The organism is Calditrichota bacterium (assembly GCA_013112635.1).
Classification (GTDB): Bacteria; Calditrichota; Calditrichia; order Calditrichales; family J004; genus JABFGF01.
This window is the reverse complement of sequence record JABFGF010000002.1, coordinates 157,056-172,499: the sequence shown is the minus strand read 5'-3', so window position 1 is coordinate 172,499 and position 15,444 is coordinate 157,056. Positions and strand designations below refer to the sequence as shown.

The window sequence follows — 15,444 nt, the reverse complement described above, 5'->3', positions numbered from 1 at the left end:
TTTATATTTATCATAATTTTGTTGCGGGTTTCAGGTTACATGTTTTCAAAGCCAAAAAAAACCTGCAACTCGTAACTTGCAACCTGAAACCCAGTTTTACTATTTGCTCTCAAACTGCTTGTCTATTGAACCCGATTTATAAATCATCCCCGGTAAATCTTTGTTTAAAACCTTGGCTGCATCACGGGCAGTAGCAATGATCAAATCAAGATCGATATCAATTTTATAACCCATACGTTGAAGCATGTGAACCAGATCCTCTGTACAAACATTTCCACCGGCCACTGATGTAAATGGACAACCACCCAATCCTGCAAAAGAGGATTCCAATATTTCAACACCAGCTTGTACGGCGGCGATACAATTTGCAAGCGCCATAGCATACGTATTATGAAAATGCCCGGTTAACTGGATGTGGCTATCTAGATTTAGCACTTTTTCCACAAGCCTTTTTACTTGATTTGGATCTGCATGACCGGCAGTATCAGCCAGGCTGAAATATGTAAACCCTGCATCCAGATATTTGCCGATAATTTTTAACACCTGGTCTTCTGCGATGGGGCCTTCATAACCACAACCAAACGCCGATTGAACTGAAAGCTGTACAACCTTGTTTGCATCACGTGCTTGTTTAGCAATTTTTGTAATACGATCTACAGCTTCATCTATGCCCATTTTAGTGTTTTTTTGACTGTGGGTTTCACTTGCAGAAACACCGGCGCAAATCATTTCAACACCACAATCCAAAGCCCTTTCCAGGCCCTTTTCATTTAATACAAGACCGGAAAGAAGATCTGTCCAGGGTTTTTCAGCATCGGTTGCAAAGTAACGGAACAACTCATCCGTATCGGCCATTTGCGGTACATATTTTGGATGCACAAATGAACCAACCTGGATAATATCCAGACCGGCATCAATTAATTGATGCCCCCATTTTATTTTTGTTTCGCTCGGGATTACCTGTTCTTCCATTTGAAGTCCGTCACGCAAACCAACTTCATGGATTTTGATTGTATTCATAATAAACTCACTTTATTAAAGTTACATCCCAATTGTTGTCTACCCACAATCCGATAATATCAATTTTTGAATATGTTTGCTGTAGAAAGCTGATACTGTCCTTAATTTGCTCAACCTGTTTTTCTTTGGCAACGGGATTTCCAGCGCAATCATGGTGGCCAACAACTGCAATTCCTTTGGATTGATGCACATTAAGTGAAATATCGGATCTCTTAATAATCGAACGGACAGTTGCCAAATTATTTCGTTCCGCTAAAACCTTATTTGGGCCAGGCTCTGTAATTGTATCCACATAATCTACATTAAAATAGTTTTGCAGATAGACAAATACAGGCTGTTGAATGCGCCCATCCATACATGTTATTGCTGTACAAAAAGACATAGTTTTCCTATTATAATATTCACTGTCTGTACATTAGTGTCATACTGAGCGCAGCGAAGTATCCTATCCGGGGAAGGATTCTTCACTACACTCTGTTTCGCTCTGAATGACAACTCAAGGATTTATTACAGCTCCGCTGCTACAGCTTCTGCCATTTCAAGAGTAGTTGTGTTTCCACCCATATCATAAGTTTTTGCTTTACCATCTTTTATAACTTTGGCAATGGCTTTTTCCAAACGATCTGCCTTATCCGTTTCTTTTAACCAATCCAGCATCAATTTTGCAGTTAAGAACATAGCCATTGGATTTACTTTGTATTTACCATGATACTTTGGCGCAGAACCATGAGTTGGCTCAAATACCGCGTAATCATCACCCATATTTCCGCTGGATGCAAAACCAAGACCACCAACCAATTGAGCTGCCAAGTCAGATAAAATATCGCCGAACATATTTTCAGCAACCATTACACCATAGTCCATTGGATTTTTTACAAGCCACATAGCTTGAGCATCAATGTTTGTTTCCCATAACTCAATTCCAGGATAGTTTTTAGCAACTTCTCGTGCTGTACGGATCATTAAACCACCTGTCTCGCGAATAACATTTGGTTTGTCTACCACAGTTACGGATTTATAGTTATGAGTTTTTGCGTATTCAAACGCCTGGGTAACAATATTGCGGCATTTCTGGCGGCTCATTAGTCTTGTGGACATAGCCATGTTTTCAAGACCATACTGTGCGAATTTTTTCATTTTGGGGTGATGCTTGTCCAATACATCAAAGACTTCCTGTGGGATTGGATGAAACTCAACGCCACCATACATACCTTCTGTATTTTCACGAAATACAACCAGGTCGATGCCTTCTTTTAGATTAAGCGGATTACCCGGATAAGCTTTACATGGACGCAAGTTTGTGTGCAGGTTAAACTCCTGGCGAAGACGAACAATTGGAGAAAAATATACTAGACCTTTATCTTTAAGATTTTCATCTAAAGCATCCTGTGCTTCTTCTTTTGGCAAAGAAGTAATCGCGCCAAAAAGGGCACAATCTGTATCTTTCATCATTTCCACAGTTCGTGAAGGAAGGGGCTCTCCTTCGTGTTTCCAAAATTCCCAGCCGATATCACCATGAATGTACTCAGCATCGAAATTTAGCTTATCAAGAACGATGCGCGTTGCTTCCATTACGTCATTGCCAACACCATCTCCCGGTAACCATGCAACTTTATATTTTGCCATTTCTTAAATCTCCTAAAATTTTTTAAGTATTATTAATTTTTAATAATAGTGAGGTCTAATATACAAAAAAAAAATATCAGATTATCAATAAAAATCGTTCGGATTCTCGATCACAATTATTATTTTTAAACATTATAAATGTGATGTGTCCAAAGTTAAGTCTTAGTTTTGTTATTTTTGTAATAATTGAGTTTATCCCTTACCTTTGCCAGCCAATTTGAAACGAAAAAGATTATAAATATGAAAGACAAATTTGGGAAATATATGTCCCAAAAAGAAGTTGCCAATCTTTTGGGATTACCTGAGGTGACAGTTCAGCGATGGATTCATCAAGGCAAAATCCCAACTAAAATTCTAAATAAAAAAACAGTTTTAAAACATAGTGAAATAATTACCTGGGCCAAGGCTCACGATCTTGATATTAAACAAAATAAAACCTCCAAAGAGACTGCTTCTAACAACACTTTTTTACTCTCAAGCGCATTAGAAAAGGGTGGAATCTTTTATAATATCGAAGCCCAGGATGTATATTCGGCGTTTGAGAACTCCTTAACCAAACTTTCATTTTTAATGAACGAGGACAAAAAAAATATTTTAAATGGATTGATTAATCGTGAAGAACTTGCTTCGACCGGAATTGGTAATGGAATCGCCATCCCGCACACTAGAAGCAGGATACAGCTCAATCTGGATTCGGCCCATATACCTGTCATATTTTTGAAAGAGCCAATTCCATTTAATGCTATTGATAGCCATCCGGTTTTTGTACTATTTATGATTTTTACAACAGATGTAAAAGAGCATCTTAAAATGCTTTCAAAGTTGAGTTTTGTTCTTCAACAAGATAAAATCATGAACATCCTAAATGAAAGAAATACCGGTCTTGATCTGATTGATGAAATAAAAGAAGTTGAAAATGAACAAGTTTAAGTTTGGAAAAAAGATCAAAAAGGGATTTCGCTTAAAACATTTTCTTATAAACTCTGATGAAAGGTTTAAGCTCGGTTTTATCGGTATAATTGTCGGGGTAACAAGCAGTTTGGCAGCTGTAGGTTTAACCAAAGGTCTAGGTTTCTTTCATCATTTTTTTGGTCAAATTGAAAACCCGCTTATTACAATTTTCCTCCCAGCTATTGGGCTTCTGCTAACAGTTATTCTATTAAAATATGTTATTAATGATTTTGGCGGACACGGACTCCCGGAAGTTATTCATAGTATCAGTTTAAAAGGCGGTATTATAAAGTTCCGCTCCGCCTATTCTAAATTATTGGGCAGTTTAATTACTATTTCGTTTGGTGGTTCTGCCGGTCCGGAAGCACCGATTGTTGTCAGTGGTGCGGCGATAGGCTCAAATGTTGCGAGATTATTCAGGGCTAATGAAAAGATTAGGATTGCAGTTGCAGGTTCTGGCGCAGCAGCAGCAATTGCTTCTATTTTTAATGCACCAATTGCCGGAATAATTTTTACAATGGAAGTTATTATTGGCGAATGGACACCAATTTTTCTTTTACCAATAGTAATTGCTTCAGTTACGGGAACTGAAATAAGCCGTTTATTAAATGGAAATCAAATTCAGTTTTCTCATGAACTTATTAAAGTGAATGTGAACGATATTTTTTTATCAGTTTTTTTGGCGCTTGTTTGTGCGTTTTTTTCAATTCTATTTATCAGGACAGTTAGAAACAGTTCAAAATTTATGGATAAGTATTTTAAAAATATCCTGATAAAGGCGTTGGTTGGAGGACTTATTATCGGCCTGATTTCTTTAAATATTCCTTATGTTAAAGGTGAAGGATATAAGTTTGTTCAGGATATAATAACCGGACATTTTACAAACGGTCTTCTTTTTGTACTGCTAATAATTGTTCTTAAAATAGTCGCTACTTCAATAACTCTTGGCGCCGGTGGGTCCGGTGGCGTATTTGCGCCCTCACTTGTAATTGGAAGCTCAACAGGTCTCTTTTTTTACATGGCAATTCGCAGCCTTTTTCCGGAACTGGCAATAAACGAGGCGGCTTTGTATGCCTTAGTTGGTATGGCCGGCGTTTTAAGCGGAACTCTAAATGCCCCATTAACAGGTATGTTCCTAATTATTGAAATCAGCAATGGTTATGATGCGATCTTGCCACTTATGCTGGTCTCTTTTCTGACATCGGCAATTGTGAAGCAATTTGAGCCCCATTCTATTTATCATTATGAATTAGTTAAAAAGGGTCATCTGCACCGGCCACGTACAGATGGAAAAATCCTGGCAGAGATAAGTCCACGGGAATTATTGGAAAAAGATTTATCAATTGTTTATCCGGATATTCTGTTAAGCGATCTGATCCCTAAAATAAAAAAATCCAACAGAAACTATTTCCCGGTTGTAGATCGTGAAAGTGGTAATCTTTTAGGAATGGTATATTTTAATGATATAAAAGATTTTATTTTTGATAATACGCTCATCAATTCAATACTTGTTGAAGAAGTTATGCATACAGATTTAACAACAATTTCTACATCTGACAGTTTAACGGATATTCAAAAGAAATTTGAACAGACCAATTCATGGAGTTTACCGGTTGTTGAAAATCAGAAATATAAAGGGCTTATCTCTAAAGCAACTATGCTCGATCTTTATCGGAAAGAATTGAAAGTTCAAACTGAAATATAATTCCTGCTGATATTGATAATGTCTCACCTTATACTTACTTTCGCAGCATTCTTTTATATGAAAAAATGCTAAATGCCTGAACAAGAAAAAATCTCCTTTTACAAAAAAATATCCGCACGATCCTCCCGCATAGTTTTATCAATGCTTGAAAGGGCAAAACTTTCTGAGCACACATTTGTTCTGCTTATTGCCGTTGTTATTGGCCTAATTGGTGGTTATGGCGCAGTGCTAATTCAATGGGCAATTCATAGTTTTCAAGAAATACTGTGGGGTGGAAAGTTTAATCTGGAAACGCTGCTCGCAACGCCCTGGTATTGGAAAGTTGCCATTCCACTTCTTGGTGGAATTGTTACCGGGCTGGTTATTCGTTTTGTTGCAAAAGAAGCAAAAGGGCACGGCGTTCCGGAGGTAATGGAAGCAATTGCCCTACGAAATGGTATTATCCGCCCACGCGTTGTAATTGCCAAACTTTTCGCTTCAGCTTTTTATATAGCTTCCGGAGGTTCGGTAGGTCGCGAAGGGCCTGTTATTCAGATTGGTTCAGCGGTTGGCTCCACTATTGGTCAGTTTATAAAAGCCAATCCAAAGCGAATGAGAACCTTTGTTGCTTGTGGTGCTGCCTCCGGAATTGCTGCAGCTTTCAATGCACCAATCGCAGGAGCATTATTTGCTCTGGAAATTATTTTGGGTGATTTTGCAGTAGCCCAATTTAGCCCAATCGTGATTTCTTCTGTAACCGCTACGGTCGTTTCCCGGCATCATTTGGGTGATTACCCCGCATTTGCTGTTCCCTCTTATTCTTTGGAATCTCCCCTGGAACTTGTGAATTATGTGATTCTTGGTTTCCTGGCGGGTGCAGTCGCTGTTTCATTTATAAAAATACTCTATTTCTCAGAAGACTTTTTTGACAATATCAAGTGGCCGGATTATGTAAAAGGCGCAATTGGTGGAGCAGCGATAGGAGGTATCGGGATTCTTTTCCCAGAAATTTTTGGTGTCGGATATGATGCCATGGACTCAGCACTTGGTAGTTCGATGGTTTGGCAAATCGCACTGGTTCTGGTCCTGGTAAAAATTATTGCCACATCAATCAGTTTAGGTTCCGGAGGTTCCGGTGGTATTTTCGCACCTTCACTGTTTTTGGGCGCCATGCTTGGTGCAGGATTTGGTGAAGTTGTTCATCAGCTTTTTCCAACCTGGACAGCCGATGCAGGGGCATATGCGCTTGTTGCAATGGGCGGTGTTGTCGGTGCTGCAACCCACGGGCCAATCGCTGCGATTTTAATTATTTTTGAACTCACGAATGATTACAAAATTATTTTACCTTTAATGATCACCACGATTATTGCCACCATTGTTGCCCAGAGAATGCATAAAGAATCTATTTATACTCTAAAACTGGTTAGGCGAGGCATAAATATTTTTGGTGGGCGAGAATCAAATGTTTTGCGATCTCTAAAAGTACAGGATATTGCGAAACAGGGAATTGATATCATCGGTCAAAATGATAGTTTTAAAAAAATTCTTGAAAAAGTCTCCGCTTCAAACCATAATTTTATTTATGTAAAAGACGCAAAAGGTCATTTATGCGGCTCAATATCTATGCAGGAAATTAGGCGTACATTGCTCGATTTTGATAATCTTAAGGACCTGCTTATTGCATCTGATGTTGCCAACCCCAATGTGCACATTATCAGTGAGAAAGATAATCTTGATTTTGTAATGAAAGAATTTGGCCGAACCGGGATGGATGAATTACCCGTTATTGCCAAGCGCGATGGCAAAGAAGAAATTATAGGTACAGTTTGGCAGCGGGATGTAATAGAAGCTTATAATCACCAAATATTTTTGCGGGATATGTCCGGTGAACTTGGCCAGAGTTATAAGAATCTTAAAAAAATGAAAAGTGTGCATATCGTGGAGAGTTACCATTTATCTGAGATTGAGGCCCCGACAACTTTTATTGGTAAAACATTGCAGGGAATAACGCTGCGTAATAAATACGATTTAGAACTTTTGTTGATACGTAGGGATAAAGGCAAAAAAACAAATTATATTCAACCCGGCGGTAAAACCAAGATTGAGATGAATGATGTCTTGCTGGTCTTTGGTCCGCAGGATAAGATTGAGCGATTGAATAAAGAATAGATATTATAGTTTTTTCGACAAGCTAAAAGCTCCTCGGATCTGGCCTAAAGAATAATCGGTTGCCTTGTCATCCGGATAGTATTTTTTTAATGTATCTTTAACTTCCGGGGCAATTGTTTCTCCATGACAAGTTAAGCAAACGGCTTCAACGCCCTGGGCTTTCATAAACCTGAATTGACCATCAACAATTTCACTAAAAGCCATTTTCTCCGGGGATTCTCCTTTTGCCTGTCGTTCTTTAAATTGCTCAAGGATAGTTTTTTCCCATTCATCAGGCTTAGCCAATTTTGCATTGCGGGTTTTTAAACTCACCCGTTTAATTTCCCATCCCGTTTCTTTGCTTAGTTCCATGGCTATTTTCGGGGCTTCGAAGGAGCATACATCAATTGCATTTATCGGTCCTCCGGCTTCCAAAGCCTTTTTTAGTTGTGGTTTTAACGTGCCTCCAAATTTTTTTGTAATACTTAGGGCTTCTGCATTTAATTTTTCTTTTTGGCCATTTTTGGATTGACATTGCCACAAAATAAAAGTGTTTAATACAAACAGAAATGTAATTACTAATTTCCAACGCATCTTTTTCTCCGGATTAAGATTCAATAATTTAATTCAAAATTTAGAAAGGAAGCTCCTCAAAACAAAACCCAAATTGGCTTTGTATGGGGAAGAATTTAAACTAAGCGGGGTCGAACGTCTTTAGTTGTGATTTCTTATTGATTTAACACAGGTTTGTTACTTGACGCAATGTTTTATTTGGCCGCATATATAATGTTATTGTATAAAAGAGGATGGGTATTAAAATAGAATATTTGTATCAGAGAAAGGTTTTATACCTATTTTGGTACTCTTTTGAGTAGAGCCACAATAAAGGTATATATTCAATTAACCAGCTATTTCTTAGTAGGCTTATCTTTGTTTAAATCTCCTTCTTCGTAATATTCAGGATAGTTTTCTTTGGCACATTCCGGGCAAACACCATGAGATATATCAGCTTGAGAATGTTTGCTGATATAAACGTCCACTTGTTCCCAAAATCCTTTATCGTCCCGGACTTTTTTACAAAATGAGCAAATTGGTACAATTCCCCTTAATGCTTTCACTTCTTCCAACGCTTTTTCTAAACTTAAAATGGTTTTATCACGTTCCAATTCGGCCAAGTTTCGCTCTTGAATTTCTGTTTTGAGTTGCTGGTTTGTTTCAGTTTGCTTTTTTACACGCTGCTCAATTTCAATAGTATGCTTAGTTTTGCGTAGCATGTAGAAGGAAACAAAAATCGTAAGAATTAATGAAGCCATTAGTGTTATTGACGCTTGCCATGTTTTGCGAGATTGAAAGAAAAAATCAGATGGACTTATAGTAATTTTCCATACTCTTTCGCCAATGTTAATAGTTTTACTCCAGAAAAGTGTTTCTTTAGATTCATCACCAGAAAATTGGTGAACTACAGTTGTGGACATTTTTGAAGGGCGGTGATATAGAAAACTGTTCTCTTCATCTGCTGACATATCATGTAAGGTTATATTTATTCCTTCATCCGAAAAACCGCTAAGAGCAGTTTCGATTGCTTTTCCAATACGTAAAACTTCTACTACAAAACCTTTGCGATATTTCCAACGTTCTTCCGGGGTATTTAAAGGAACATTTTTTTCATAAATAGGAAGGAGAAGCAGAATTCCAAATTGGTTACCGGTTTCTTGAACAAGTGTGATCCTGCTTGTTGCTGTTAACTTACCGCTTTTAAAACTTTGATTAATAGCATTTAACCTTGTTTTATTAGATGCGAGGTTAAATCCAAAGGCGGGTTCATTTCCGTCCAGAGGTTCAATATAATATACAATAATATACTCTTCGCGCTTGGCTGATTTTACAAGTTTATTATTCTCATCACGTTCAGTAAATTGAAAATCTTTATAGCCTGCTTTTTTTGCTTCCGATTCATAAAGAGCCCGTTCAGAGTCTTTTACCAGCGGGTCCCATCCTAAAGCCTGAATCCCTGGGTAGCGTAGTATAAAACTTTCTACTACCCCTTTAAACTCCTGTCGTGTTACAAATGTGGAATTATCAAAAAAATCACCTAAAAAATATAATGCACCAACATATTTATTTAGGGTATTCTCTACATCATTTGCATATGCCTTAGCCCAGGATTCGAAATCGTTATTAAGATTTTTGTTTTCCCAGGTGAGTACAAACCAATAAACAACGACAGAAAGGATAACGCCAACTAACAAGACACCAACAATTGGGAAATAATGCCGAACCGAAACTATAACAGGTTTTGTAATCCCATTTGAATTTCTCATAATATCATTATCGTTAAATAATCAAAAATCCTTGATTAAATATTTTGTTATTGAGCGAAAAAGTAATTGGGTATTAAATGTGAAATGTAGCGAACTTTGACTTAGCGCAGTAAAATCATTCGTCTGGTTTGCTTAAAAAGTTCTGTTTAATTGCCGGGTTTGTTATCAGTTTGTGTAGATTTTTTAATAAGCATTTTATTTTCCCAATTTAATTAACTCAATCAATTCTTGTGATCGATCTGTTAGAAATGCAGCTGCATTTTTCATTGCTATTGTTTTTGAAATATTTTTTGTTCTAATGGATTTGATGTATTTAGTGTGAAGTTTAACTAAATCTGCTTCGGATAATTTTGAATCACCACAGACAATCGCAACTTGTTTCCCAGCTTTTTCACAGCGATCAGCAACTCCTTTAACGACCTTGCCTTCCAGCGTTTGTTTATCAAGCAGGCCTTCACCTGTGATAACCCAATCGGCCGCTTGAAGCATCTTGTCAAAATGTAATAAGTCTAAAATACTCTCTATACCACTTTGAATTTTTGCATTGCAAAATGTTACGGCTCCGGCACCAACTCCGCCGGCTGCTCCACTTCCGGGCAAACCAGAAACATTAACCCCAAAAGTGGATTGGATAACTTTAGCAATATTTTTTAAACCAGAATCAAGTTCTTTTATTTGGCTTGTAGAAGCTCCTTTTTGGGCTGCAAAAACATGAGCAGCACCATTTTTTCCATGCAGTGGATTTTTAACATCTGTAAGCACATTTACCTCAATGCCTTCAAAAGAAACAGCACTCCTTTGATTAATTGATTTTATTTTTTTTAGATTGGATCCAGTGGGTGCAAGCTTCTGTTTATTCTCATCCAGAAAAATGTATCCCAAAGCCGAGGCGATTCCAATACCGGCATCATTGGTTGCACTACCACCTACAAAGAGATAGATTTTTTTTGCACCTCTTTTAATAGCGTCCGAAATCATTTCACCGGTTCCAACAGAGGATGTAAAAAGCGGGTTCCGCTCAGATTCGTTTATTAATTGTAGTCCGGAGGCCGAAGCCATTTCAATATAGGCCGCATCCTTTGACAAACCATAAAAGGAATCTATTGGTTTAAATAGGGGGTTATTGACTTTTAAATCTATCTTTTCAAAGTGAAGCGTTTTTTCCAAAGCATCCAGTGAACCTTCTCCACCATCGGCCAGGGGAATCTTTGTGATCAGAGCTGATGGCATCTTTTCTAAGATACCTTTTTCAACAGCATCACAAACCTGGGAAGCTGTTAATGATCCCTTAAATTTATCCGGCGAAATTAGAATATTCATAGTGGGCTACTTACTTTTTAGAATTGTAATTTACTAGTTAATTTTCACATTTCACAAAGTTTTAAAACAAAATCCACTCCGCATGCCAGTTTCATGTAATCAAAGCACAAATGAGTGATAAATTTCTTCACAGTTATTAAACGCAAAGTCTTTTTGCGATTAAGGTTTTTTTTATAAAACGCCGATACCAGTGGTTTCACAGGATTGGTACAAAGCTTGCATATAATCTCTGAAAAAGGATTTTAGAAAAGGTTTAGCTATGAAATATATCATGATAACTTTATTATTCAGCTTCACTGTTCTGACGGCAGAAACATATTATTTAGATAAAGAAGCTGGCAATGACGATAACAATGGAACAAGCGAGGGAGCTGCCTGGAAAAATGTCAGCTTGATAAAAAATAAAAGTTTAGATCCCGGTGATCAGGTTCTTTTAAAAAGAGGCCAGAGTTGGGATGATGTTTTAAATATTTCTTCAGATGGTGAAGATGGCCAGCCAATAATATTTGGTGCATATGGTAGCGGTGAAAAACCTGAGATTTACGGCATGGATATAAGCGGCGATTACATTATTGTTGAAAATTTGCTTATCGATCATAAAAAAGATGACAGTGACTGTGTTGAATTATCACGATCTGAAAATCTGATTTTACGCAACCTCACAATTCAAAATGGTCTCCGCGATGGTATTGATGGTAATCGAGCAGATAATATATTAATTGAAGGGTGCACAATACGCCATTTTTTGAACGGTTCTTTTTCAAGTCAAGCAGATGCACATGGTATTGTTTTGACAAATACTATTGGCATGACCATCTTGAATACAGAAATTTACCAGGTTTCCGGAGATTGTGTCCAGACTGATCCAGATCGTGATACACTACCTACACCTGATAGTTTATGGATTGAAAATTGTCATTTTTGGACAGGGCCATTAATAGAAGATTTTAACAGCGGCTGGAAAACAGGGGACATCCCTGGTGAAAATGCGCTTGATACGAAACTTGTAAAGGACGATTGGGACGCTATTGACCGCATGCAGATTACCATAAAAAATACAATTGCACATGGCTGGAAAGATGGAAATATCAGTAATATGGCGGCATTTAACCTTAAAGAAAAAATTGAAGCCACGTTGGACGGGGTTACGGTTTATGATTGCGAAATCGCTTTCCGCCTGCGTGGTACACGTGGAAATGCCAATGTCACAATCATGAATACAGTTGTTTATGAGTGCGAAAAAGCATTTCGTGTAGAGAATGATGTGGCTAATTTAAAACTATATAATTCAACTTTTGGTGCAAATATAGATGAGTTTTTCAAAGAAGCTGACAGCGAGAATAATAGAGAAACATGGGAGATTCTTAATAATGCCTTTTTGGCCCCAAAACCAGCTGAGGCACAACATAGCAGCAACAAAGAAGCATTACCTTCTGATTTTGAAAACAGCGATGGCAATGAATATCAACTTTCAGAAGGCTCATCTTTAATTGATCAGGGTATTGAAGTTGCCCTTGTGCAGACTGACCGTGACGGCACCCTGAGACCACAGGGAAAAGGATATGATATTGGTGCATATGAATTTGAAGGTGAACCAACATTGATCAGCGCTGATGGATTTATTGGTCCTGAAGAAATTTCACTAAAACAAAACTATCCAAACCCTTTCAATCCTGAAACTACCATAGAGTTTAATATAGCCACACCGGGAGCGGTTACGCTGGCCATTTACTCTTCAACAGGCCAACTTGTGAGAAGACTGATAAATAGTTCTTTTTTACCAGGGGTATATTCAGTTAAATGGGATGGCAAAAATATTTTTGGTAACAAAGTTGCTGGTGGTATGTATCATTATCGTCTGGATTCGGCCGGAAAATCTCAAACAAAAAAGATGCTGCTTATTCCTTGATATTAATCGACACCTCCCCCCAGCGCCGGGAAATATATATGGATTTTTTCCGGCGCTTTACATTTTAAGATACGTTTGACCTAAAAATTAGAAAAATCACTTTCTTCTATTTGCAAACCCTTGTTTTTTTTATATCTTTATTATTCCCACCACACAATAACTTTTAATATTGGAGACATTCAATGAAAATACCTAGCCTTCTTTTAAAACGTTTGTATACATTTGGAAGTTTACAAAATGGAAACAGCGGTATTCAGTTTTCAATAAAAAACCGGTTAAGTGATGCTAGTATAACAGGGTTAACATCTTTGGAAATTAATGGGAAAAGTATTCCCATAGATAAAATTAAAATGGATGTAAATGATGGCGATTTGTTTGAAGCAAAAAGTATTGCCAAAGACTCGACATTGAATTTTCCGTTAAAAACTATTTTAAATTTCCATATTTCAACAGATGAACTGGATCATGGAAAACATACAATTGAAATTATTTTTGCGGCTGATCCTTTTGGTGACAAACTTAAAATTGATGTGAAAGATTCTGTATCTGAACCTACCGAACATATCATTCGTTTACCACGTGATAATGAAGATGATTATAACGATGAGATTATAGAGAAACGTCAAAATTTTGTAGAAGAATTTACCGGATCTAAATTAAATCATATACGCCATTATTCTTTTGATCCGCATATTACCCAGGGAAATTGTGAACATTTTACAGGTGTAGCACAAGTCCCAATTGGATTTGCAGGTCCGCTTATGATGGATGGGGAACATGCCAAAGGTGATTTTTTAATTCCTATGGCCACTGCCGAAGGAACATTGGTGGCCTCCTATAATCGTGGAATAAAAGTATTGAATTTGTCCGGTGGAGTACGCTGTTCGGTTGTTGGTGATGCCATGCAACGAGCGCCTGTTTTTGTTTTTGATGATGCTCGTGGTGCCAGGGAATTTGTGACCTGGATAGATGAGAATATGGATAAGATTCGTGAAGAGGCAGAAGCGACATCAAGCGTGGCTAAATTGCTTTATATACAACACTATCTGGCTAATAAATTTGCTTACCTTCGTTTTAACTTTTCTACAGGCGATGCAGCCGGGCAAAATATGGTTGGCCGTGCAACATTCGCTGCTTGTAGCTGGATTATGGAACACAATAAAACCATTGATCATTTCTTTTTAGAATCAAATTTTGCGACTGATAAAAAAGCTTCCCAAATAAATATTATGCGCACCCGAGGAAAAAGGGTGACAGCAGAAGTTACCATTCCCAGGGATGTTTTAATCCAACAAATGCGTGTAAAACCGGAAGGATTGGCACATCATGCAAATATTTCAAATGTAGGTTCTTTTCTTTCCGGGGCAAACAATAATGGCCTGCATTCGGCCAATGGAATAACTGCTATGTTTATCGCCACTGGTCAGGATGTAGCCAACGTATCTGAAAGCTCAGCCGGTGTCATCTACACAGAATTAACAGATGAAAAGGATCTTTATATTTCAATTACAATCCCATCTTTGATTGTTGCTACACATGGTGGTGGAACCCATTTGGCAACACAGAGGGAATGTCTGGATTTGTTAGGTTGTACGGGACGCGGCACTGTTAATAAATTTGCCGAAATTGTTGCCGGTGTTGTTTTAGCCGGTGAAATTTCACTTGCTTCGGCAATCTCATCGTTGGATTGGGTTTCCAGCCATGAGCAGTATGGGAGAAACCGCTAAACATTTTGATAAAAATAGAATACCCGATTTGTTGCATATGGATGATTTGAAAATCGAACCAAATTTTCTTCAATTAAAATCAGCTTTGCAAAGTTATCAGCTAAATAGAATAAAAAACACCTATTCTGATTTTTCAAATTCTTCTGAATTTAAAGAATTGACTTCCTTTTTTTTCAATCAAATATATGGCCCCCAGGATTTTGGTTTCCGAAACGACAGTATCAAAACCCTGTTTAATAAATCACACCCTTTTTTAAGAAAAGATATTGTTAAAGCTGTTGAAAACGTAATCGAGCTAAATGACTTGTCCGATGAAATGGATGAATTACTTACAAAACAATTATTAAAACTGGGAATATATGATCTTGATTCTGAGGTATATGCTGTTGCTTATAAAAAGTGTGATAACTATAAACAACGCTGTTACCAGATTGAGCTAATGATCAATGCTACACAGCAGGTATTTAAGTTAAGCCATGTTTGGATGATTGGCGCTTCACTTACTGCATTGCATTCTTTTACCGAATTGCTTGGTATTGGCAAGATTATGAATTTTTTATATGATGGTTACCAGGCGTTTCATAAGGTGAGCGACATAAAACCATTTACGGATGCAATTTTCCAAAAGGAAAATGAGCTGAACAATTCTTTATTCAGTATGGGAAATCCGGCAAAATGAATTTCTAAAAAGATTGTTTTAGCCAGTTTCAACCATTAACTTCGCTACACATATCTAGC

At 37.5% G+C, this 15,444-nt stretch carries 12 protein-coding genes; 6 read left to right on the top strand and 6 right to left on the bottom strand.

Features of this window, described 5'->3' with window-relative positions; all coding sequences use genetic code 11:
* Window positions 1-99: 99 nt before the first annotated feature.
* The 3 genes from HND50_05920 to HND50_05910 form a co-directional block, all read right to left on the bottom strand.
* Window positions 100-1,020, bottom strand: coding sequence for a hydroxymethylglutaryl-CoA lyase (locus tag HND50_05920; protein ID NOG44748.1), 921 nt, complete (start codon window positions 1,018-1,020; stop codon window positions 100-102).
* Window positions 1,021-1,027: 7 nt separating this feature from the next.
* The gene (locus tag HND50_05915) at window positions 1,028-1,402 is read right to left on the bottom strand and encodes a hypothetical protein (protein NOG44747.1); all 375 of its coding nucleotides are present in this window, start codon (window positions 1,400-1,402) and stop codon (window positions 1,028-1,030) included.
* 125 nt (window positions 1,403-1,527) lie between these two features.
* Window positions 1,528-2,646, bottom strand: a complete 1,119-nt coding sequence (locus HND50_05910) for an isocitrate/isopropylmalate dehydrogenase family protein (GenBank protein NOG44746.1) — start codon at window positions 2,644-2,646, stop codon at window positions 1,528-1,530.
* 240 nt (window positions 2,647-2,886) lie between these two features.
* Here HND50_05910 and HND50_05905 point away from each other — a divergent pair, with 240 nt between their 5' ends.
* From HND50_05905 to HND50_05895, 3 genes are all read left to right on the top strand, one after another.
* On the top strand, window positions 2,887-3,576 hold the full coding sequence (locus HND50_05905) for a PTS transporter subunit EIIA (protein ID NOG44745.1): 690 nt from the start codon (window positions 2,887-2,889) through the stop codon (window positions 3,574-3,576).
* Entirely contained in the window at window positions 3,563-5,302 is a 1,740-nt protein-coding gene (locus HND50_05900) for a chloride channel protein (protein NOG44744.1), read from the top strand. Before HND50_05905 ends, HND50_05900 begins: the two co-directional genes overlap by 14 nt.
* Window positions 5,303-5,374: 72 nt before the next feature.
* On the top strand, window positions 5,375-7,450 hold the full coding sequence (locus HND50_05895) for a hypothetical protein (protein ID NOG44743.1): 2,076 nt from the start codon (window positions 5,375-5,377) through the stop codon (window positions 7,448-7,450).
* Window positions 7,451-7,453: 3 nt separating this feature from the next.
* Here the strand turns inward: HND50_05895 and HND50_05890 are convergent, their stop codons facing one another.
* The 3 genes from HND50_05890 to HND50_05880 all read right to left on the bottom strand — a co-directional run bounded on the left by HND50_05890 (window position 7,454) and on the right by HND50_05880 (window position 11,070).
* Window positions 7,454-8,023, bottom strand: coding sequence for a DUF3365 domain-containing protein (locus tag HND50_05890; GenBank protein ID NOG44742.1), 570 nt, complete (start codon window positions 8,021-8,023; stop codon window positions 7,454-7,456).
* A 314-nt stretch (window positions 8,024-8,337) separates the two neighbouring features.
* On the bottom strand, window positions 8,338-9,750 hold the full coding sequence (locus HND50_05885) for a hypothetical protein (protein ID NOG44741.1): 1,413 nt from the start codon (window positions 9,748-9,750) through the stop codon (window positions 8,338-8,340).
* Window positions 9,751-9,945: 195 nt separating this feature from the next.
* Window positions 9,946-11,070 (bottom strand): glycerate kinase, encoded by a 1,125-nt coding sequence (locus HND50_05880; GenBank protein ID NOG44740.1) that lies wholly within the window; start codon window positions 11,068-11,070, stop codon window positions 9,946-9,948.
* 271 nt (window positions 11,071-11,341) lie between these two features.
* Here HND50_05880 and HND50_05875 point away from each other — a divergent pair, with 271 nt between their 5' ends.
* The 3 genes from HND50_05875 (at window position 11,342) to HND50_05865 (ending at window position 15,385) form a co-directional block, all read left to right on the top strand.
* Entirely contained in the window at window positions 11,342-12,979 is a 1,638-nt protein-coding gene (locus tag HND50_05875; protein ID NOG44739.1) for a T9SS type A sorting domain-containing protein, read from the top strand.
* Window positions 12,980-13,161: 182 nt separating this feature from the next.
* The gene (locus HND50_05870; GenBank protein ID NOG44738.1) at window positions 13,162-14,706 is read left to right on the top strand and encodes a hydroxymethylglutaryl-CoA reductase; all 1,545 of its coding nucleotides are present in this window, start codon (window positions 13,162-13,164) and stop codon (window positions 14,704-14,706) included.
* On the top strand, window positions 14,681-15,385 hold the full coding sequence (locus HND50_05865; protein NOG44737.1) for a hypothetical protein: 705 nt from the start codon (window positions 14,681-14,683) through the stop codon (window positions 15,383-15,385). The genes HND50_05870 and HND50_05865 overlap by 26 nt, the downstream gene beginning before the upstream one ends.
* Window positions 15,386-15,444 lie beyond the last annotated feature (59 nt).

Coding starts and splice junctions, on each gene's coding strand:
- HND50_05920 (NOG44748.1), bottom strand. CDS start 1,020: ATGAATACAATCAAAATCCATGAAGTTGGTTTGCGTGACGGACTTCAA.
- HND50_05915 (NOG44747.1), bottom strand. CDS start 1,402: ATGTCTTTTTGTACAGCAATAACATGTATGGATGGGCGCATTCAACAG.
- HND50_05910 (NOG44746.1), bottom strand. CDS start 2,646: ATGGCAAAATATAAAGTTGCATGGTTACCGGGAGATGGTGTTGGCAAT.
- HND50_05905 (NOG44745.1), top strand. CDS start 2,887: ATGAAAGACAAATTTGGGAAATATATGTCCCAAAAAGAAGTTGCCAAT.
- HND50_05900 (NOG44744.1), top strand. CDS start 3,563: ATGAACAAGTTTAAGTTTGGAAAAAAGATCAAAAAGGGATTTCGCTTA.
- HND50_05895 (NOG44743.1), top strand. CDS start 5,375: ATGCCTGAACAAGAAAAAATCTCCTTTTACAAAAAAATATCCGCACGA.
- HND50_05890 (NOG44742.1), bottom strand. CDS start 8,023: ATGCGTTGGAAATTAGTAATTACATTTCTGTTTGTATTAAACACTTTT.
- HND50_05885 (NOG44741.1), bottom strand. CDS start 9,750: ATGAGAAATTCAAATGGGATTACAAAACCTGTTATAGTTTCGGTTCGG.
- HND50_05880 (NOG44740.1), bottom strand. CDS start 11,070: ATGAATATTCTAATTTCGCCGGATAAATTTAAGGGATCATTAACAGCT.
- HND50_05875 (NOG44739.1), top strand. CDS start 11,342: ATGATAACTTTATTATTCAGCTTCACTGTTCTGACGGCAGAAACATAT.
- HND50_05870 (NOG44738.1), top strand. CDS start 13,162: ATGAAAATACCTAGCCTTCTTTTAAAACGTTTGTATACATTTGGAAGT.
- HND50_05865 (NOG44737.1), top strand. CDS start 14,681: ATGAGCAGTATGGGAGAAACCGCTAAACATTTTGATAAAAATAGAATA.